Raw genomic sequence first — 17,862 nt, 5'->3', positions numbered from 1 at the left:
GGCTGATCCGTAGGTTCACTTGGTGAGGAGTGCTACGGCATCAGGGGCGAGACGGCCGAGGGTTCCATCGGAGCGTCGGAGGTTATGGCACCCGTCCAGCGCGACGTATGCCTCCCAGGAGCCCGGGGTTAGTACTGCGAACCGGGTATGGTCGCTCGGACAGTCGCTCGGCGGCGCGGTGTCCAGGGCATCGAGCAGGGCGCGCAGTCTGCTGCCCCGGAGGATGTGCGAAGATTCGAGCCTTCCCCTGACCATGTTCCAGGTCTGGGCCGTGCCCGGGGTCTTCTTTGTGATGCGGTAGACGCATACCCGTAGGCCCTGCGGTGGAGGGTTCCAGTTTTGGTGGGCCGCTCCTGGCTGTCTCCGGCGGCGGAGAATGTCGGGAAATTCGCCGCCGCAGCCGGCCCGGAAGGACTTTTCGCTCTCGATCCTCCGAACGGGTACCTGTTTGTCGACCTGGTACGGCAGGCTGCGAATGGCGGCCATAGCGGAGGGGAACGGCTCTCCGCATACGCCGTTCGGCACGTCGGGTAACACCGCCCTGCCGGAGGAGTCCACCACGACCAAATAATCGACCTTGATGCGTATGTCCAGGCAGTCCCGACCGAATAACGACCTCTCGGATGGGCGGCGTAGCTCGGTCATCAGCTCGGTTGCGGGGCCGTCGGCGTGCTCCTGGATCACGACCTCCCAGCTCCCCTTGCCGGGCAGATAGCGGGGCTCCCAACGGCAGCGGATGACCTGGGCCGGGATGAAGCCGTCGGGGAGCTGCTGGCGTGGCGAGGCCGGCAGGTACGGGTCCGGCATCTTCGGGCATGAAGCGGTGACGACGTGATCCAACTTGGCACTGCCTTCCTCGCGGTCGCATCCGGTGAGAACGACGACAGCGAACAGGGCGAGAACTACCCGAAGAGATCGCACTCCACTGGGACGTGTTGCCCGTCCCATTCGGTTCGCCGCGGAAAGCGACCAAGGGCAAGATTCTGCGGGCGTGCCTGATGAGGCCTCCTCCGGTATTCGCGGTGTGGGGTCCGAACGCGTGAGGGGGCGAAGTCCATCACGGGTACCTGCCGGCTCGGGGGGCCGGTCGTCTTGTTCCTGGCCTTGGCGTCGCCCTTGGCCCGCCCAAGTCCAAGGCGGGACGGCGGATCGTCGGCGAATCAGTTCAAGAGCACGCCGGCGCCTGAGGCAGGCGGAGATGGGTGGCCACCTCGGTGACGAGGTCTTCGACGGGACGGGTGCCGTCTACCGAGACCGTACGCAGCCCGTAGGCGGTGGCTTGCTGGCGGACCTCCTCATCCCACAGCGCGTCTCGGGCGAGGCGCTTGGCGAGCATTTCTTCTCGGCAGTGGGATCCCCAGGTGGTTCGGGCTCGCAGAGGGTCGGCATAGCGCATGGCGAGAACACGCCGACGGAACTCGGGGGAAGGCAGCAAGAACACCGCCTGGTGAAAGCCGGCGAGCAGGAGTGCGACATCGCGGGGCAGGACGCCGAAGTAGTCGACCAGGACGATCCGGTCGTTGGGAAGGGCAAGGAGATCCTCGATGAGGAAGCCGATCACCTCTCCATGCAGGCTGGCCATCGACCGGAACACTTCCTGTGCCGACCGGCCCGCCCATACCTGTCCAGGCGCAGCGCCCAATAGGGCGTGCAGGTGAGGGTGATGCTGCTGCGTGCTGCGGGCCACCCAGTCGTGTTCTGCTCGGTCACCGTTGTAGAGCCGGGCGTCGTGTCGGCGGGCCAGCGCCATAGTCACTGTGCTCTTGCCGGCTCCTGTTCCACCGGCGATCCAACGTACGTGCGCCAGATGCTCGATGAGCGTCCTATCGCTGCCTGGGGCAGTGCGGGGAGGCTTCATGCACACGAGTGTCCTGATGTACGTCGCATAATCACAGTCTTGTTCTTCACATGCACAGGGATTCAGTATGAGAGAGAGGGCGAACTCGTTCACTGGCTATAGCGACCATCATTGGTTATGCGGCGCCGCATGCTTCTCCCCATGCCACGATGATCAACCCGTGACCTGGCCTTTCCTCGCGCGGCGCGCACGCTCCGCCTGCCTGATCACTCTGTATGCCGTCGACCCGCCCGAAGGGGAAGTGACCAGGCCGCCGGGGCCAGGTGGAGCGCCCTACTGGACGAACGACCTGGATCCGGTGGCCTTGGTCTGCTCGGCTTGTCCTGGGTCGATGGCGAGCGGGGTGATCAGGCTTCCACCTCAGCCATCTGCGGCCCTGTGTGTGTAACACGGCGATCACCCCGTAGCCGGAGCGCCCCCACCGGAGGTGCGTTCGTTAATGGCTAGTCGCAGATAGGTTCCGCAGAGAACATGGGTTTCATGCCTGACCTGTTGTGGGATGACGTAAAGCCCTTCTTCGATCTGGAGTTCAATGGGGCGTTGCCCGACGTGGTGATCGAAGGAACGAGCGTTGAGGACTGGCAGACCCTTCTTGATCTCATTCAGTCTCATGGCTGGCAGTACGCCTATGAGCTGTACGACGAGCCTGCAGAGCTTCCCACCGCCACCCAGATGATCGCGACGGGAGCCGGCTCAGCACACTTGCGGGTGTGGCCGGTGCCCGAGATTGAAGCGATCTTTCGCGCGTATCAGGCCGAGTCAATCGACTTCGATGTCGACCTGAAAGAGTTGCAGGGGCAGGAGCGCTTGGACGTCCTGTTCGATTTCTACAGGGTGATCGGGCGGCGGCTCAGGAAGTCCGTGCTGATGTGCTCGGAGGGATCTGATGGTCCTCCGCTCCTGGGGTTCGATGTGGAGGCTGATCGAGTGGTGCTTTTGGCCGATCCGTGTGTGTAGGGATTGCGGGATCTCTGGGGGCGGGTGTGGGCCTGTCTGGACGCGGCCTGAGCTGCCGGCGGCCGGGACCGGCCCCCGGGCCGCATGCCCGACCGCCGAGCGGGTGCAGGGCCGCGAGGCGGCGCGGGAGCGCCGCCCTTGGCACGCTGTCCACAGCGATGATTCGGTAGTGGCGGGCCGACCTGCTCGGCAACGGCGTCTCGGTGTCCATGGCGGCCAAGGCGTATCGGCAGTCGTCCGGTCGGCAACGTCCGCAAGCTCAAGAACACTGCCTACCGGCTGCGCTTCCAGCGGTACGGCGAGATGCGCACCCATCCCGAGGTCTTCATGACGAGGGGCGATGCCGAGCGGGCGCTGTGGATCGTACGAGGTGATGCGCTGGTATATGGAGAAGGTCTCCGAGGAGGTCGAGCGCTGTCGCGTTGGGCTGATCAAGAACAGCGAAGGCGAGATGTAGGCGGCAGGCGACCACCGGGCCTGGGTCGATGGCGGGCAGGGGGCGGCTTCCATTCCATGATCTGCGTCACACCGGGAACACCTTCGCGTCGCAGTCCGGTGCGACGCTGCGGGAGCTGATGAACCGCATGGGGCACTCGACCACCCGGGCCGCACTGATCTGTCAGCACACCGCGATGGAGCGGGATCAGGCGATCGCCGACGCGCTCGGGAAGCCAGCTGAAGAAGCCCTGAGCGAACAAGATCCCAACGGATCGGGCACGTAACGGGCACGGAAGATCGAGAAGGCCCTAGAAATGATCAAGGCCCGGGTGGGGATCTACTTCCTGACCTGGGCCTTCGCTCGTGGAGCGGGTGACGGGAATCGAACCCGCGCTGTCAGCTTGGGAAGCTGATGTTCTGCCATTGAACTACACCCGCATCGGTCGTTCTTGAGAGCCGACCGCGTCCATCACTCTAGCGGAAATCGCGGTGTGGTCGCGCCGTCGAGGCCGAGAAGTTTCGCGGTGCCCCTTTCCCCAAAGGGAGAGGGCTCTGTCTCCTGCCGGGCTCGCCCAGGGCGAGATGCCCGGGAGGGCGGCAGGGGGAGGGGGTACGGAGCGTCCGGCGGGAGGTGGAGGTACGCGTGGGCGGGGTGCTTCCTGTGGATGTCCACGACTGGGGCTCGGCGGGGGCGGTTACCCTTGCACGCGTGTTGCTTTCCGACCGTGACATCCGTGCCGAAATCGAGACCGGACGGGTCAAGATCGATCCGTACGAGCCGGAGATGATCCAGCCGTCCAGTGTGGACGTGCGGCTGGACCGGTTCTTCCGGGTGTTCGAAAACCACCGGTACCCGCACATCGATCCGGCCGTGGAGCAGCCCGACCTCACCCGCCTGGTGGAGCCGGAGGGCGACGAGCCGTTCATCCTGCACCCGGGCGAGTTCGTGCTGGCCAGCACGTACGAGGTGATCAGCCTGCCCGACGACATCGCGTCCCGGTTGGAGGGCAAGTCGAGTCTGGGGCGGCTGGGGCTGCTCACCCATTCGACGGCGGGTTTCATCGACCCGGGGTTCGAGGGGCATGTCACCCTGGAGTTGTCCAACGTCGCCACTTTGCCCATCAAGTTGTGGCCGGGCATGAAGATCGGTCAGCTCTGCATGTTCCGGCTCAGCTCACCCGCCGAGTTCCCGTACGGCTCGCGCCGGTACGGCTCCCGCTACCAGGGGCAGCGCGGGCCGACGCCGAGCAGGTCGTTCCTGAACTTCCACCGTACGAAGATATGAGCGGCGGCCTCACTGGCCGTGCGGCGCCTCACCAGCACCAATGCATTAACGGATGACTACGGGGCAGTGATGGGGCTGTTACAAGCAGGCATGCATACCCTTAAGTTCGCATCCCAACCGGTTACCCGTACTCTTCTCTGCGGACCATCCCCGCACCTCACCTCTGGAGAATGACGTGCGCCTGCGTCTCACGCCCCGTGAGGACAGCTATTACGACTTGTTCGCAGACTCGGCGAACAACCTCGTCACCGCATCCCGGCTGCTGGTAGAGATCATCAGTGACGGGTCGGATCGGGAGGCCCTGGCCGACAAGATGCGCGCCTGCGAACACGCGGGTGACGAGCGCACTCATGCGATCATGAAGAGGCTCAACGAGAGCTTCATCACTCCGTTCGACCGCGAGGACATCTACCGCCTCGCGTCCAACCTGGACGACGTGATGGACTTCATGGAGGCGGCCGCCGACCTGATCGTCCTGTACCAGATCGACCATCTGCCGAAAGAGGTCGTCCGCCAGGTCGAGGTGCTGGAGAGGGCCGCCGAGCTGACGGCCGACGCCATGCCCCGCCTGCGTTCGATGCAGAACCTCAACGAGTACTGGATCGAGATCAACCGCCTGGAGAACCAGGCCGACCAGGTCTACCGCCGGCTCCTGGCCAAGCTCTTCAGCGGCGAGTACGACGCGCTCATGGTGATGAAGATGCGTGAGGTCATCGAGCAGCTCGAGCTCGCGGCCGACGCGTTCGAGCACGTGGCGAACACGATCGAGTCGATCGCGGTCAAGGAAAGCTAAGTGGAGCTCGCACTCGTCATCGGCGTCATCGTCGTCGCCCTGGTGTTCGACTACACCAACGGCTTCCATGACGCCGCCAACGCGATCGCGACCTCGGTCTCCACGCGGGCTCTCACCCCGCGGATCGCGTTGCTCCTCGCCGCCGTGATGAACTTCATCGGCGCGCATCTCGGCACCGCGGTCGCCCAGACCGTGGGCAAAGGGATCATCGACGCTCCGAACGGCACGCACGGCCTGGTGGTCGTGGGCGGCGCCCTCATCGGGGCGATCGTCTGGAACCTGATCACCTGGTACTTCGGCCTGCCGTCGTCCAGCAGCCATGCCCTGATCGGCGGGCTGGTCGGCTCCGCCCTCGCGGCGAGCGCGACCGTGCACTGGACGGGCGTGGTGGAGAAGGTCGTCATCCCCATGATCCTGTCGCCTGTCATCGGGTTCGTCCTGGGCGGCATCGTCATGATCACCATTCTGTGGATCTTCCGCAAGTCCAACCCGCACCGCACCAGCCGGGGCTTCCGCTTCGTCCAGCCGGTGTCGGCCGCCGCGATCGCCCTCGGCCACGGCCTGCAGGACGCGCAGAAGACCATGGGCGTCATCTTCCTGGCGCTCGTCGTCGGCGGTTACGCGTCCCCGACGGCGGACATCCCGGAGTGGGTCATCACCGCCTCGGCCGCCGCCATCTCCCTCGGCACGTACGCCGGAGGCTGGCGCATCATGCGGACCATGGGCAGGCGGATCATCCACCTCGACCCGCCGCGCGGGTTCGCGGCGGAGGCCGCGGCCTCGTCCGTCCTCTACACGGCCGCGATCGGCTTCGGCGCGCCGATCTCGACCACCCACACGATGACCACCGCGATCATGGGCGTCGGCGCGACCAAGCGCCTGTCGGCCGTGCGGTGGGGCATCGCGGGCAACATCGTGACCGCCTGGGTGCTCACGATCCCCGCAGCCGCGCTGGTGTCCGCGCTCGCCTACCTCGGCCTGCACTGGATCCTGGAATAGCGGGCCCGCCTGATCCGCCGGGCGGCTCCCCGGGAGCCGGGGAGCCGCGCGCCGGTACGGCTCAGCGGCGATACATCACATCCGTGTTCCACCGGGTGAACCCGAGCGACTCGTACAGCCTGATCGCGGGCCGGTTCTCCTCGTCCACGTACAGCATGACCTGGGCGAGGCCGCGCGAGCGCAGGTGCTCGATCCCGGTGAGCGTCAGGGCGCGGCCGAGCCCCGAGCCCTGCTCGGCGGGGTCCACCCCGACCACGTAGACCTCGCCGACGGGCTCGGCGTCCTGTCCCTCCCCACCGTGGACCTTGGTCCAGTGGAAGCCGGCGAGGGCGCCGTCCCGGTCGGCGAGGAAGAAGCCCTCGGGGTCGAACCACGGCTCCCGCTCGCGCAGCTCCAGGTCCTCCATCGTCCACGCGCCCTGCTCGGGGTGCCGGGAGAACGCGAGGGCGTTGAGCGCGAGCCACGCGTCCTCGTCCTTCCCGGGGACGAACGTGCGCAGCCGTACGCCGTCGGGCACGGTGACGGCGGGGAGCGGCGCGTCCAGCGGGCGGCGCATCTGCCACAGCGACCTGGCGCGGGTCAGTCCCGCGGATGCGGCCAGCGCGGCGGCGCCGGGGTGGTCGCCGTGCGCCCAGAGGCGGACCCGCCCGCCGGTCTCGGCCAGCACCGCGTCGAGCAGCCGGCGTCCGAGGCCGCGGCGGCGGAGCGCCGGGCGGACGACCAGCTCGCCCCCGGATCCCTCCACGGGGTCGGCGGGGTCCAGGTGGGCGAACCCGGCGAGCGTGTCACCCTCGTGAAGGAGCACGGCTCTGGCGCCCGGGTCGGCGCCGTGACGCACCTGCAACATGACATGCTCGTTCAGCGGACGCACCCCGTCGGCCTCCGTGGCCTCGCTGACCAGATCCATGACTTCGGCGACCTGCCGGTCATCGAGTCGTCTCCCGGTCTCCACACGCACGTCCACGTCGTACACCTCGGTTCCGTCTAGTGGCAAAAGCCGCCATCATCACGCGCGGCGAATCGTTGTCTCTTCGCCATCTCATGTAAAGGTCGCGGTCCTAGTGTCCTGTTCCATGACCTCTCGCTCCCTTCTCCGCCTCACGGTGGCGGGCGTCGCCGCGGCGGCGGGACTGGCGGCGGCCGCGCACCCCGCGGCGGCAGCGCCGACCGCCTCCGCCAAGCCGCAGCCGATCCCGATCCGGCTGCTCACGGTGAACGACTTCCACGGCAACCTGGAGACCCCGTCCGGGTCGAGCGGCCGCATCGTCGACGAGACGGGCGTGACCGTCCAGTCCGCCGGCGGCGCGGCTCATCTGGCCACCGCGATCAAGCAGAACAGCATCAAGGGCAGGACCGACGTCGTCGCGGCCGGCGACCTGATCGGCGCATCGCCGCTGGTCTCGGCGGCCTTCCACGACGAGCCCACGGTACAGGTGCTCGGCGCGCTCGGGCTCGACGTGTCGTCCGTGGGCAACCACGAGTTCGACGAGGGGCTGCCGGAGCTGCTCCGCCTGCAGAAGGGCGGCTGCCACCCCACGGACGGCTGCTCGCCCGCCGGGCGGTGGAAGGGCGCGCAGTTCGACTACATCGGGGCGAACGTCGTGGACGACGACGGCAGGAACGCGCTGCCGCCCATCGCGATCCGCGTGGTGAACGGCGTCAGGATCGGTTACATCGGCCTGGTGACCAAGACCACCCCGTCCATCGTGACCCCCGCCAGCGTGGCGGGCCTCACCTTCCAGGACGAGGTCGAGGCGGGCAACCGGGCGGCCGCCTGGCTGAAGAGGCGCGGCGTCAACGCCATGGTGGCCCTGGTCCACGAGGGCGACTCGGTCGCCGCCAACCAGAGCCCGGACGCCTGCCCGCTGACCACGGGCGTCGGCCGGACGATCGCGAGCAAGCTCAGCGCCGACGTGGACCTCGTCGTCATGGGCCACTCGCACCAGGCGTACGTCTGCACGACGACCGACCCCGCGGGCAACACGCGCTACTTCACGCAGGGGTCCTCGTTCGGCCGGGTGCTCACCCAGATCGACTTCCAGGTGGACCGGCGGACGAAGGACGTCATCCGCTCCTCGGTGACCGCCGACAACAAGGTCGTCGCGGTGGACGGCCCCGCCAACGCCGGGCTCGCCATCACCAAGTACGCCGCCGACCCCAAGATCGAGTCGCTGGTCGCGTACTGGAAGACGGCCGTGGCGACCAAGGCGAACGCGCCGGTCGGCAAGATCACGGCGGACATCTCCAACGTCGTCCCGGCGGGCGGCAGCGGAGAGACCGCGCTCGGCGACGTCATCGCGGACGCCCAGCTCGCGGCGGCCAAGAGCGGCGGCGGCAACGCCGACGTCGCCCTGATGAACCCGGGCGGCGTCCGGACGCTCCTCACCTACGCCGGCTCCGCCGCCGGTGAGGGCGACGGCGTCGTCACCTACGGCGAGGCGTTCGCGGTGCAGCCGTTCAACAACCTGCTGCAGGCGGTCACGCTGACCGGGGCACAGCTCAAGACGGTGCTCGAGCAGCAGTTCACCGGAGGCCCGAACGAGCAGGCATTCACCAAGATCCTGCAGCCGTCGTCCAACCTCACGTACAGCTACGACGCGAGCGCGGCCTGGGGCTCCCGCATCTCGGACCTCAAGATCGGCGGCGTGCCGGTGACGGACGCCCAGCCGGTCCGGGTGGCGGCCAACAACTTCCTGATCTCGGGTGGCGACGCGTTCGCCGAGTTCACGAAGGGCACCGACCTGTGGACGTGGAACGGCGGCTTCGACGTCGACGCCTTCACCGCCTATCTCACGGCCAACTCCCCGGTGGCGCCGCCGGCGCTGAACCGCATCACCAAGATCGGTTGATCGCGGGCCCGTCCGGCGCCCCCGCGAGGGGTCAGTGCCGGGCGGGCTCCTGGTCGTCGGTCTCGGCCTGCTCGCCCCCGCGGTCGGGCACGAAGCGGTAGCCGACGTTCCGGACCGTTCCGATCAGCGACTCGTACTCGGCGCCGAGTTTGGCGCGCAGCCGCCGGACGTGGACGTCCACGGTGCGGGTGCCGCCGAAGTAGTCGTATCCCCACACCTCCTGCAGCAACTGGGCGCGGGTGAACACCCGGCCCGGGTGCTGCGCGAGGTACTTGAGCAGCTCGAACTCCTTGAAGGTCAGGTCGAGCGCGCGTCCGCGCAAGCGGGCCGTGTAGGTCGCCTCGTCGATCGCCAGGTCGCCGCTGCGGATCTCGTCCGGGACCTCGTCGGCGGCGGCCAGCGACAGCCTGCCGGTGGCGATGCGCAGCCGGGCCTCGACCTCGGCGGGGCCGGCGCTGTCGAGCAGCACGTCGTCCACGCCCCACTCGGCCGTCATCGCGGCCAGGCCGCCCTCGGTCACGATCACCAGCAGCGGGCAGGCCAGCCCGGTCGTGCGGAGCAGCCGGCACAGGCTCTTGGCGTGGACGAGCTCGCGCCGCGCGTCCACCAGGACGGCGTCGGCGGGCGGGGTGTCGATCAGCGCGGAGGCCTCGGCCGGCGCGACGCGTATCGAGTGCAGGAGCAGGCCGAGCGCGGGAAGCACCTCGGCGGACGGTTCCAGCGCGTTCGTCAGCAGGAGCAGGTTGCTCACATCGACCTCCTCGCCACGCCCCCGCACTGGCGGGATTGTCGAGATCGCTCGCTCACATGCCCTCCTCGTCACAAGCGAAACGGCAGGGCGCGCCGGGAGAGCACCGCGCTGTGCACGTTCACAGGCTCGCCTCCTCCGCGTCATCACGGCGTGAGCCGTACAAACACGTCGGGACCCGGGGGCAACGTCGCCCAGGTCCCGTCTTCCGTAGGGTAGCTCACAGGAATATTGGGTCCAATGTGAGTCGGGCGTGTTAAAAGTTCTTCACGTGGACAATCGGCGTAACCGTCCGGTCACGCACAGGTGTCCGCCGGGCGTCCCGGAAAACACGACAAACCAGGACGTACGGCGGGAAACGGAGGGGGATCATGGCCACGGGCACGGTCCGTTATTGGGCGGCGGCGAAGGCCGCGGCCGGGGTCGCCGAGGAGCGGTTCGACGCGCCGACGCTCGGGGACCTGCTGGCGGGGATCTCCGCCAACCCCGATCTGGCGCGGGTGTTGCGGCGCTGCTCCTTCCTTGTGAACGGCGCGCCCGCGGGGACGCGTGACCCGCACACGGTCGATCTCCCCGAGGGAGCCGTCGTCGAAGTTTTACCTCCCTTTGCCGGGGGATGAGGAGCGAAGGCCGCCCGACCCGGGTGCGGACCCGGACGGCGTGTCGCCGGGCGGAGCGGGTCTCCCGCCCCCGGAGGCGCGTCGCCAGGGGCACGCGCGACAGGGCATGATTTGTCAGGACCCACCAACCTCGTCAGGCACTACCAAGGGTGAGCCGACCCGCGTGCCCCCGTCAGACCGCGCCCCCGGAGGAAGACGGATGCGCAAGCTCGTCGTGTTCCTGATCCTGCTCGTCGTCGTGCTCGCCATCCTCGACCGGGTGGCGGTCGCCGGGGTGCAGCGGGAGATCGCCAGGCAGATCGAGGCCAAGTACGACCTCTCCTCGACCCCGACCGTCCACATCGAGGGCATCCCCTTCCTGACCCAGGCGGTCGCGGGGAACTATGAGGAGATCACCATCGCCACCGGCCCGCTGACCCGCGAGGGCGTCTCGATCTCCAAGATCGACGCCACGCTGTACGGCGTGTCCGCCCCGCTGGCCGACCTGATCCAGGACGCCTCCAAGGCCGACCTCCGCGCCGAGCGGGTGACCGGCACCATCGTGATCTCCCGCAAGACCCTCGACGAGCGGGCGCCGCGCGGCGTCAAGGTCGAGGGCGGGGACGGCGACCGGCTGCGGGTGTCGGGCAAGGTCACCGTGCTGGGCCAGGACATCCCGATCACCGCCGACCTGAAGATCGAGACGGCCAAGGGCGGCATCCGGCTGGTCCCGGCCGACGTGCGGATCGCCGGAGGCATCTCCGTGCCCAACGTGGAGAAGTTCGTCGGCTTCACGGTGCCGGTGAAGAACCTGCCGCTCAACCTGAAGATCACCAAGGTGAGGTCGGTGCCCGAGGGGCTCGCGGTCGAAGGCTCGGCGACAGATGTCCCGCTCCGCTGAACCCGACGATCCGTCCCTACGTCAAGAGGACGTGAGCCCAGCAGGAACCGCCGACGAGGAGCTCGTCCGCGTCCTCTTCGACGATCACGCCGGGCCCCTGTACGGATACGTGTTGCGGCTGACGGGCGACCCCGGACGTGCCGAGGACGTCGTCCAGGAGACGCTGCTGCGCGCCTGGAAGAACCCCTCGGCCATGTCGGGGCGGCCGGTGCGCGCCTGGCTGTTCACGGTGGCGCGTAACCTCGTCGTCGACCAGCACCGGGCGCGCCGGTCGCGGCCGAAGGAGACCGGCGACGAGGCGCTGGCCGTGCTGCCCGCCGCCGACGAGCTGGACAGGGCCGTCGAGTCGTGGGCCGTGGCCGAGGCGCTGGCCTCGCTGAGGGCCGAGCACCGCGAGGTGCTCCTGGAGACGTACTACCGGGGGAGATCGGTGAAGGAGGCGGCGGAGATCCTCGGCATCCCGCCGGGGACGGTCAAATCGCGGACCTTCTACGCGCTCCGGGCGCTCAAGCTGGCTCTGGAGGAACGGGGGCTGGCACCATGACCTGCGACGACGTCCGGATCTCGCTGGGCGCGTACGTCCTGGGGGCGCTCGACGACGAGGAGACCGCGCAGGTCGAGGCGCACCTGGACGAGTGCCCCGACTGCCCGGCCGAGCTGGCGGAGCTGTCCGGGCTGCCGCCGTTCCTCGCCCGTGTGTCGGAGGAGGACATCAGGCACGCGGCCGAGCCGCCGCGCGAGGTGCTCGACCGCCTCCTCGCGGCCACCGTACGGCGCAGGCGCCTCTCGCGGGCCATGCTCGGGCTCGCCGCGTCCGTCGTGGTGGCGGCGCTCGGCGGGACGACCTGGATGGCGGTCGCCCGCCCGTCGGCGGACGGCTCCGCCGGCGCGTCCACCGTTTCGGCACAGGCGCAGCCCCGGTCCGACGCCGCCGGCGGCGAGCCGGGGGCGGCGGCCAAGACGGAGGCCAGGACGGAGGCCGACACGAGCGCCGACTCTCTCGCGCGCACGCTCACCGCCCCCGCCACCGAGGCGACCGGCCGGGAGGGGAACGTCCGGATGACGGTACGGCTCACGCCCGGCGAGGGCGGCACCAGCGTGGAAGCGACCGTCACAGGGGTGCCGGCCGGTGTGGTGTGCCGCCTCACCGCCGTCGGCCTGGACCGCACACGCTCCGCCGTGGCGAGCTGGTCGGCGACCGCCCAGGGGTTCAGCTCGGCCCCGGCCGCGTTCACGGGGTCGACCGAGCTCCGGGTCGGGGAGATCGCGCGCTTCGAGCTGACCACCGCGGACGGGCGGAAGCTGGTCACCGCACGTGTGAAGCCGGGGGAATGACCCGTGCCGCGCGCGGGTTGTCCATCGCGATGGTAGGAATCGTCGTCCTGTGCGCGACGCTCGCCGCCGGCCTGGTCATCGGGCTCCTGGCGCGGCGGCGGGACGGGAGGCTGCGTGACGTGCGGCCGCCCTCCGGGACGGGTACGGCGGCGGCCGGGGGCGCGGCCTCCGGGACGAGCGAGGGGGCGGGTGCCGTGACCGGTGAGGAGATCGGCGCGGAGCTGGGGGAGCGCGCCACGCTCGTGCAGTTCTCCACCGCGTTCTGCCAGCCGTGCCGGGCGACCCGCAGGATCCTGGACGAGGTGGCCGCGATGGTGCCCGGCGTCCGGCACGTCGAGATCGACGCGGAGAGCCGCCTCGATCTGGTCCGGCGGTTCGACGTCCTGCGTACGCCGACGGTGCTGGTTCTCGACGGTTCGGGAAATGTCGTGAAAAGGGCGTCCGGGCTGCCCAGGAAGGCCGATGTGATCGCGGCCCTCGGCGCGGCGGTGACGGCCGGCGAGGGCGCCGCGATCCAGGGGAAGCCCGGCCCGGCGGCCCGGTTTGATCAGAGCTCGGACAAATCGTCTCACCAATCGGACGCGGTGTGACAGATGTCGAGACGCCGGGTACTGTCGAGACCATGACTCCCACGACAGAGCTGCTGACGAAGCGGCGGGCGGTTGACTTCTGCCGCGTCGCCACCGCGCTCTGTCGCATGGCCTGAGGGTGATTCCGCGCGGCTGACACGCCGCAATCCGAATCCTTCAGGAGCATCTCACGATGCAGGTCGATCCCCGAGGCCCGCGTTTCGGCGCGGCGATCACGACTGTGGTTCTCGCGCTCGTCCTGGTGACGGGCAGCGCATGGCTCCTCGCCTTCCAGGCGATCGTGTTCATGCTCGGCGTCCTCGACGTCTCCCCGTACGGCTTACTCTTCCGCGGGTTCGTACGTCCGAGACTGGGGCCGCCGGGAGAGCTGGAAGACGCGGCGCCGCCCCGGTTCGCGCAGGGCGTGGGCATCGTCTTCGCGGTCGCCGGCCTGATCGGGTTCGCCACCGGGATCATCCCTCTGGCTCTGGGTGCGACAGCAGCGGCACTGCTGGCCGCCTTCCTCAACGCCGCCTTCGGCTTCTGCCTGGGCTGCGAAATGTACTTGATCATCCGCCGTCTACAACCTGGGAGAACCACATGAGCCGCTCCGCCGTCCTGGTGGATGCCGACTGGGTCGAGGCCAACCTCGACACGCCCGGTGTCGTGCTCGTCGAGGTCGACGAGGACACCAGCGCCTACGACAAGGGTCACATCCGTGGCGCCGTGAAGATCGACTGGAGGGACGACCTCCAGGACCCCGTCCGCCGCGACTTCGTGGACCGGGCCGGGTTCGAAGCCCTGCTGTCGGCTCGCGGCATCGCCAACGACGACACGGTCGTGCTTTACGGCGGAAACAACAACTGGTTCGCGTCCTACGCGTACTGGTACTTCAAGCTGTACGGCCACGAGAACGTCAAGCTGCTCGACGGCGGCCGCAAGAAGTGGGAGCTCGACTCCCGCGAGCTGGTCGAGGAGGTGCCGCAGCGTCCGGCCACCACCTACACCGCGCAGGAGCAGGACCTGTCGCTGCGCGCCTTCCGTGACGAGGTCGTGGAGGCCATCGGCAAGCAGAACCTGGTCGACGTGCGCTCCCCCGACGAGTTCACCGGCAAGCTGCTCGCCCCGGCGCACCTCCCGCAGGAGCAGGCGCAGCGCGCGGGCCACGTGCCCACCGCCCGCAACATCCCGTGGTCCAAGGCGGCCAACGACGACGGCACCTTCAAGTCGGACGAGGACCTGAAGAAGCTCTACGCCGCGGCCGGCGTCGACTTCGGCAAGGACACCATCGCCTACTGCCGCATCGGGGAGCGCTCGGCGCACACCTGGTTCGTGCTGCACGAGCTCCTCGACCAGCCCAATGTGAAGAACTACGACGGTTCGTGGACCGAGTACGGCTCGCTCGTGGGCGTGCCCGTGGAGCTTGGGGAGGCTCGCTGATGACCACCACTCAGGGTTGCGCCGCACCGGAGCAGACCGTGGCGCTGCCGGCAGGCATCGACCTGTCGACGCAGGCCGTCATCCAGGGCGTCGTCTCCGGCGCCGGTACGGCCTACGCCCGCCTGCTCGACCACTCCGGCGAGTTCACCGGCGAGGTCGTCGTCTCCGACGAGGGCGTCTTCCGGTTCTTCGCCGCTCCCGGCCAGTGGACCGTCCGCATCATCGCGGGCGGCGGCGTCACCAAGGACGTCGCGGTCGAGGCCAAGCTGGGCGAGGTCGCCCAGCTCGCCGTCGCCGTCTGATCCGGTTCTCCCGTAAGGGCCGGTGCGTCTCCCGACGCACCGGCCCTTTCGCTTCTTGTGCCGTTCGACCGGCCCCACCTAGTGTTACGTGGTAGGTGTAATACGTGTCTGGAGTGGGCTGCATGCGGCTGAACAGCAAGGGGCAGGTCACCATCCCCGCCGAGATCCGCGAGAAATACGGTCTGCACGAAGGTGACGAGGTCGACGTGATAGAGGTCGGCAACACGCTGCAGATCGTCCGTCGTGAGGCGAGCGCCACCCGGGGACAGCGTGCGACCCGGCGGCTTCGCGGAACCGCGACGACGACCATGAGCACGGACGAGATCATGGGGCTGCTGCGTGGCGACTAGTCTGCATGTCGTCGGTGATCGGGTCACGATGGTCGACTCCTGCGTGCTTCTTGATATCGCCACCGATGACCCGAAGTGGGCCGACTGGTCGGACCAAGCCGTCGCGTCGGCGCGTGACAAGGGTCGTGTGGTCATCAACCCGGTGATCTACGCGGAGGTCTCGGTCGGATACCCGGGCATCGAGGCCGTCGATGCGGCGCTGCCCTCCGACGATTTCGAGCGCGAAGACATTCCGTACGAAGCCGCGTTTCTGGCCGGGAGGGCGCACCTCGCCTATCGAAAGCGTGGCGGTGAGCGGAGATCTCCCCTGCCGGATTTCTTCATCGGCGCGCACGCGGCCGTGCGGAACTACACCTTGCTGACAAGGGACGGAGCGCGCTACCGCACCTACTTCCCGACTCTGGACCTCGTCACGCCCTGAGATCAGGCGGCTGGATTTCCCGGCATCGGCCGTCGCCGGTGATGAGGGACGTACGGCCGTGGCATGGTGCTGATGCGACCGGAGTTAACCCGATAACATTCACGAGATGTCCGGAACGTCCGCGCTTGTCGCGCCACGCCAGGCCGCCGAACCGCGCTCGCGGTGGATGCTGTCGCCGTACTCGCTGCCGCTGCACGTGTTGCGTATCGCCGGGTCGTGCGCACTGCCGCTGATCATGTGGTTCGCCCTTGGGCGGGTGGTGCGGTGGGGACTGCTCCTGCTCGCCGCGACGGTCTCACACGGCTCCTGGTACCAGGCGCGCCTCGTGGTGACCGTGTTCCTGTTCACGCTCGTCGTGATGACGTCCCTCGCGACCACCGTGGGCATGCTGTACGTGATCCGCGGCGCGCTCATGGAGACCCGGGCGCGCCGGGCGGCCGGAGAGGGCCGCGAGAACATCTTCGGAGCGTTCAACCGGACCGCGCTCCTGTTCGCCGGCATCTACATGACGTGGGGATTCGTCCTGCAGGACGTGCGGGACTTCATGAACATCGACTACTTCCGCAAGCCGGACGCCCTCACCGTGGAGGCGTTCACCGGTGAGCACAGCGGGGTGGCGCAGGGCCTGACCAACCTGAGCCTCACCGTCTCGCTGGTCGCGATGATCCTCGCGTACGTGCTCAAGACCGTGGCGGGCCGCAGGCACGAGGCGAACGAGGGGCGTTTCTCCGGCGTCCTCGCCACCTTCGGCGAGCTGGCGTTCGTGTTCTACGGCATCAACGTGGTCGGCGCCGCCGCGGACACGCGCAGCGGATGGGTCGGGAGCCGCACCGCGTTCGTCGCGCTGCAGGACTGGGTGGCCGACGCGGAGAAGAGCGTCCCGGGGTTCGCGGCGGTCTCCGAGTTCGTGACCGAGGCGTGGCCGTACGTCGTGGAGGCCCTGATCCTCCCGCTGGCCTGGCTCACCGTGGGCGTCCTGGCGTACGGGGCGTACGTGGAGGACACCGAGACCACGATCAGGGGGACGCGGCTGGAGACGGTCGCCGAACGGGTGCGGCGGACCCACACGCTCACCCGCCGCGTGGCGGCGCGGCTGACGGCCGGCTGGTCGGAGCGCTGGATCCCGCTGATCAACGCCTTCCGCCTCACCGTCAGCGGAGGCGCCCCGCTCTTCGGGCTGTTCGCCCTGTGCTACGTCGGGCTCCAGATCGGCTCCGACTACCTCGGCCGGGCGGGGCGGTATCTCGCCGCGAGCGACGAGCCGTACTTCTGGTTCGTCACGGACGTCCCTGTGGACTTCGTCACCGAACTGGTCACGACGACGCTGACCATGTGCCTGATCGCCGCCACGTTCGACCTGGCGGCGACCCGGAAGCGGCTCGGCGTCTGACGTCGGTCACTGCAGGAACCGGAGCACCCGGTCCCTCTTCTCCGTCGTCGACGCCGCCTCCTTCATGAAGTCCTCCACGGACTGCCCCGGCACGCTGCGATAGGTGCTCGGGCGCAGATCGACCATCACCTCGTCCGCGATCGCCGGGGGAACCACCCCGAGGAACTCGATCCGGTACGGCGCGCCGATCTTGTTGTCCAGGGTGTCGGGCGGGGTGGCGTCGTTCAGGAGCTGGGTCTTCCAGGTGCGCCCGGCCCGGTCGGAGAACTCCACGTCGGGGGCGCCGTGCCGGATGGCTCCCTCCTCGTCCAGAGCCGTCCGCGTCGCGACGATCTTCATCCACTGGCGGTCCGGACTGGCGGCCTTGCCCGTGGGATCGGGGATGCGCTCCACGGCGACCCGCCAGGAGACGTGCCGCCAGGTGGCGGTCTGCCCGGGCTGGACGGTCTGGATGTGGTCGGCCGGCCGGCCGTACTCATAGACGTTGTAGGCGAACCAGCCGGGGCCGGCGAGGGCGACCGTGACGGACAGCAGCGCGCCGGCGCCCTGGAGCGCGAGCCGCTTGCCGCGGGGCATCGGGGCGCGCGCCGGGGCGGGTCCGTGGGCCGCGGCGGGGCCGGGCGAGGGC

22 protein-coding genes, 1 tRNA gene and 1 pseudogene are annotated in these 17,862 nt (G+C 68.9%); 18 read left to right on the top strand and 6 right to left on the bottom strand.

Annotated elements, in window-relative coordinates; all coding sequences use genetic code 11:
• Positions 1–15: 15 nt before the first annotated feature.
• Together AWQ70_RS27035 and AWQ70_RS39300 are read right to left on the bottom strand one after the other, a co-directional pair.
• Positions 16–840, bottom strand: a complete 825-nt coding sequence (locus AWQ70_RS27035) for a hypothetical protein (RefSeq protein ID WP_157530453.1) — start codon at positions 838–840, stop codon at positions 16–18.
• Positions 841–1,165: 325 nt separating this feature from the next.
• Positions 1,166–1,858, bottom strand: coding sequence for a hypothetical protein (locus tag AWQ70_RS39300; protein WP_157530452.1), 693 nt, complete (start codon positions 1,856–1,858; stop codon positions 1,166–1,168).
• A gap of 480 nt (positions 1,859–2,338) precedes the next feature.
• On the opposite strand from AWQ70_RS39300, the gene AWQ70_RS27025 reads away from it, so the two are divergent.
• Positions 2,339–2,815 (top strand): hypothetical protein, encoded by a 477-nt coding sequence (locus AWQ70_RS27025; protein WP_067181933.1) that lies wholly within the window; start codon positions 2,339–2,341, stop codon positions 2,813–2,815.
• A gap of 485 nt (positions 2,816–3,300) precedes the next feature.
• Positions 3,301–3,537 carry a hypothetical protein gene (locus tag AWQ70_RS27020; RefSeq protein ID WP_067181683.1) on the top strand — a complete coding sequence of 79 codons (237 nt, stop codon included), beginning with the start codon at positions 3,301–3,303 and terminating at the stop codon, positions 3,535–3,537.
• A gap of 80 nt (positions 3,538–3,617) precedes the next feature.
• On the opposite strand, the gene AWQ70_RS27015 is transcribed toward AWQ70_RS27020, so the two are convergent.
• Positions 3,618–3,691: transfer RNA gene (locus AWQ70_RS27015), tRNA-Gly, on the bottom strand.
• 271 nt (positions 3,692–3,962) lie between these two features.
• Between AWQ70_RS27015 and dcd the strand changes: the two genes are divergently transcribed.
• The 3 genes from dcd (at position 3,963) to AWQ70_RS27000 (ending at position 6,330) form a co-directional block, all read left to right on the top strand.
• Positions 3,963–4,538, top strand: a complete 576-nt coding sequence (gene dcd / locus AWQ70_RS27010) for a dCTP deaminase (protein WP_067181679.1) — start codon at positions 3,963–3,965, stop codon at positions 4,536–4,538.
• A 175-nt stretch (positions 4,539–4,713) separates the two neighbouring features.
• Positions 4,714–5,331 carry a DUF47 domain-containing protein gene (locus AWQ70_RS27005; RefSeq protein WP_067181676.1) on the top strand — a complete coding sequence of 206 codons (618 nt, stop codon included), beginning with the start codon at positions 4,714–4,716 and terminating at the stop codon, positions 5,329–5,331.
• Positions 5,332–6,330 carry an inorganic phosphate transporter gene (locus AWQ70_RS27000; protein ID WP_067181674.1) on the top strand — a complete coding sequence of 333 codons (999 nt, stop codon included), beginning with the start codon at positions 5,332–5,334 and terminating at the stop codon, positions 6,328–6,330.
• A 61-nt stretch (positions 6,331–6,391) separates the two neighbouring features.
• On the opposite strand, the gene mshD is transcribed toward AWQ70_RS27000, so the two are convergent.
• Positions 6,392–7,294: a mycothiol synthase gene (gene mshD, locus AWQ70_RS26995; RefSeq protein ID WP_067181930.1), complete on the bottom strand. Its 903-nt coding sequence runs from the start codon at positions 7,292–7,294 to the stop codon at positions 6,392–6,394.
• A gap of 109 nt (positions 7,295–7,403) precedes the next feature.
• Between mshD and AWQ70_RS26990 the strand changes: the two genes are divergently transcribed.
• Positions 7,404–9,179 carry a bifunctional metallophosphatase/5'-nucleotidase gene (locus tag AWQ70_RS26990; RefSeq protein WP_067181671.1) on the top strand — a complete coding sequence of 592 codons (1,776 nt, stop codon included), beginning with the start codon at positions 7,404–7,406 and terminating at the stop codon, positions 9,177–9,179.
• A gap of 31 nt (positions 9,180–9,210) precedes the next feature.
• Here the strand turns inward: AWQ70_RS26990 and AWQ70_RS26985 are convergent, their stop codons facing one another.
• Complete coding sequence (locus AWQ70_RS26985; protein WP_067181667.1) at positions 9,211–9,930, bottom strand: winged helix-turn-helix transcriptional regulator; 720 nt, start codon at positions 9,928–9,930, stop codon at positions 9,211–9,213.
• Positions 9,931–10,298: 368 nt separating this feature from the next.
• Between AWQ70_RS26985 and AWQ70_RS26980 the strand changes: the two genes are divergently transcribed.
• The 12 genes and pseudogenes from AWQ70_RS26980 (at position 10,299) to AWQ70_RS26930 (ending at position 17,234) form a co-directional block, all read left to right on the top strand.
• Positions 10,299–10,547, top strand: coding sequence for a MoaD/ThiS family protein (locus tag AWQ70_RS26980; protein ID WP_067181664.1), 249 nt, complete (start codon positions 10,299–10,301; stop codon positions 10,545–10,547).
• Positions 10,548–10,746: 199 nt separating this feature from the next.
• The gene (locus AWQ70_RS26975; protein ID WP_067181661.1) at positions 10,747–11,427 is read left to right on the top strand and encodes an LmeA family phospholipid-binding protein; all 681 of its coding nucleotides are present in this window, start codon (positions 10,747–10,749) and stop codon (positions 11,425–11,427) included.
• A 31-nt stretch (positions 11,428–11,458) separates the two neighbouring features.
• Entirely contained in the window at positions 11,459–11,971 is a 513-nt protein-coding gene (locus AWQ70_RS26970) for a sigma-70 family RNA polymerase sigma factor (protein WP_281197112.1), read from the top strand.
• Positions 11,968–12,762 (top strand): anti-sigma factor family protein, encoded by a 795-nt coding sequence (locus AWQ70_RS26965; RefSeq protein ID WP_067181654.1) that lies wholly within the window; start codon positions 11,968–11,970, stop codon positions 12,760–12,762. Before AWQ70_RS26970 ends, AWQ70_RS26965 begins: the two co-directional genes overlap by 4 nt.
• Before the next feature lie 194 nt (positions 12,763–12,956).
• Positions 12,957–13,253 (top strand): annotated as a pseudogene (locus AWQ70_RS42455) (thioredoxin family protein); the annotation flags it as partial.
• 131 nt (positions 13,254–13,384) lie between these two features.
• Entirely contained in the window at positions 13,385–13,468 is an 84-nt protein-coding gene (locus tag AWQ70_RS42450; protein ID WP_352231756.1) for a putative leader peptide, read from the top strand.
• 56 nt (positions 13,469–13,524) lie between these two features.
• Entirely contained in the window at positions 13,525–13,935 is a 411-nt protein-coding gene (locus tag AWQ70_RS26955; protein ID WP_067181650.1) for a DUF4395 domain-containing protein, read from the top strand.
• A complete protein-coding gene (locus AWQ70_RS26950; RefSeq protein WP_067181646.1) occupies positions 13,932–14,771 on the top strand; it encodes a sulfurtransferase in 840 nt (279 codons plus the stop codon). Before AWQ70_RS26955 ends, AWQ70_RS26950 begins: the two co-directional genes overlap by 4 nt.
• Positions 14,771–15,073 carry a DUF1416 domain-containing protein gene (locus AWQ70_RS26945; protein WP_067181643.1) on the top strand — a complete coding sequence of 101 codons (303 nt, stop codon included), beginning with the start codon at positions 14,771–14,773 and terminating at the stop codon, positions 15,071–15,073. The genes AWQ70_RS26950 and AWQ70_RS26945 overlap by 1 nt, the downstream gene beginning before the upstream one ends.
• A gap of 122 nt (positions 15,074–15,195) precedes the next feature.
• Complete coding sequence (locus tag AWQ70_RS26940; protein WP_066933939.1) at positions 15,196–15,423, top strand: AbrB/MazE/SpoVT family DNA-binding domain-containing protein; 228 nt, start codon at positions 15,196–15,198, stop codon at positions 15,421–15,423.
• A complete protein-coding gene (locus AWQ70_RS26935; protein ID WP_218004678.1) occupies positions 15,413–15,844 on the top strand; it encodes a type II toxin-antitoxin system VapC family toxin in 432 nt (143 codons plus the stop codon). The genes AWQ70_RS26940 and AWQ70_RS26935 overlap by 11 nt, the downstream gene beginning before the upstream one ends.
• A gap of 106 nt (positions 15,845–15,950) precedes the next feature.
• Positions 15,951–17,234, top strand: a complete 1,284-nt coding sequence (locus tag AWQ70_RS26930) for a hypothetical protein (RefSeq protein ID WP_067181639.1) — start codon at positions 15,951–15,953, stop codon at positions 17,232–17,234.
• Positions 17,235–17,240: 6 nt separating this feature from the next.
• On the opposite strand, the gene AWQ70_RS26925 is transcribed toward AWQ70_RS26930, so the two are convergent.
• Positions 17,241–17,862: hypothetical protein (locus AWQ70_RS26925; protein ID WP_218004677.1), on the bottom strand; the 622-nt coding region annotated here is incomplete at its 5' end.

It is taken from the genome of Microtetraspora niveoalba (assembly GCF_001570405.1).
GTDB lineage: Bacteria > Actinomycetota > Actinomycetes > Streptosporangiales > Streptosporangiaceae > Microtetraspora > Microtetraspora niveoalba.
Note: the sequence above shows the minus strand (reverse complement) of the source record. Positions and strands in the feature narration are given on the sequence as shown.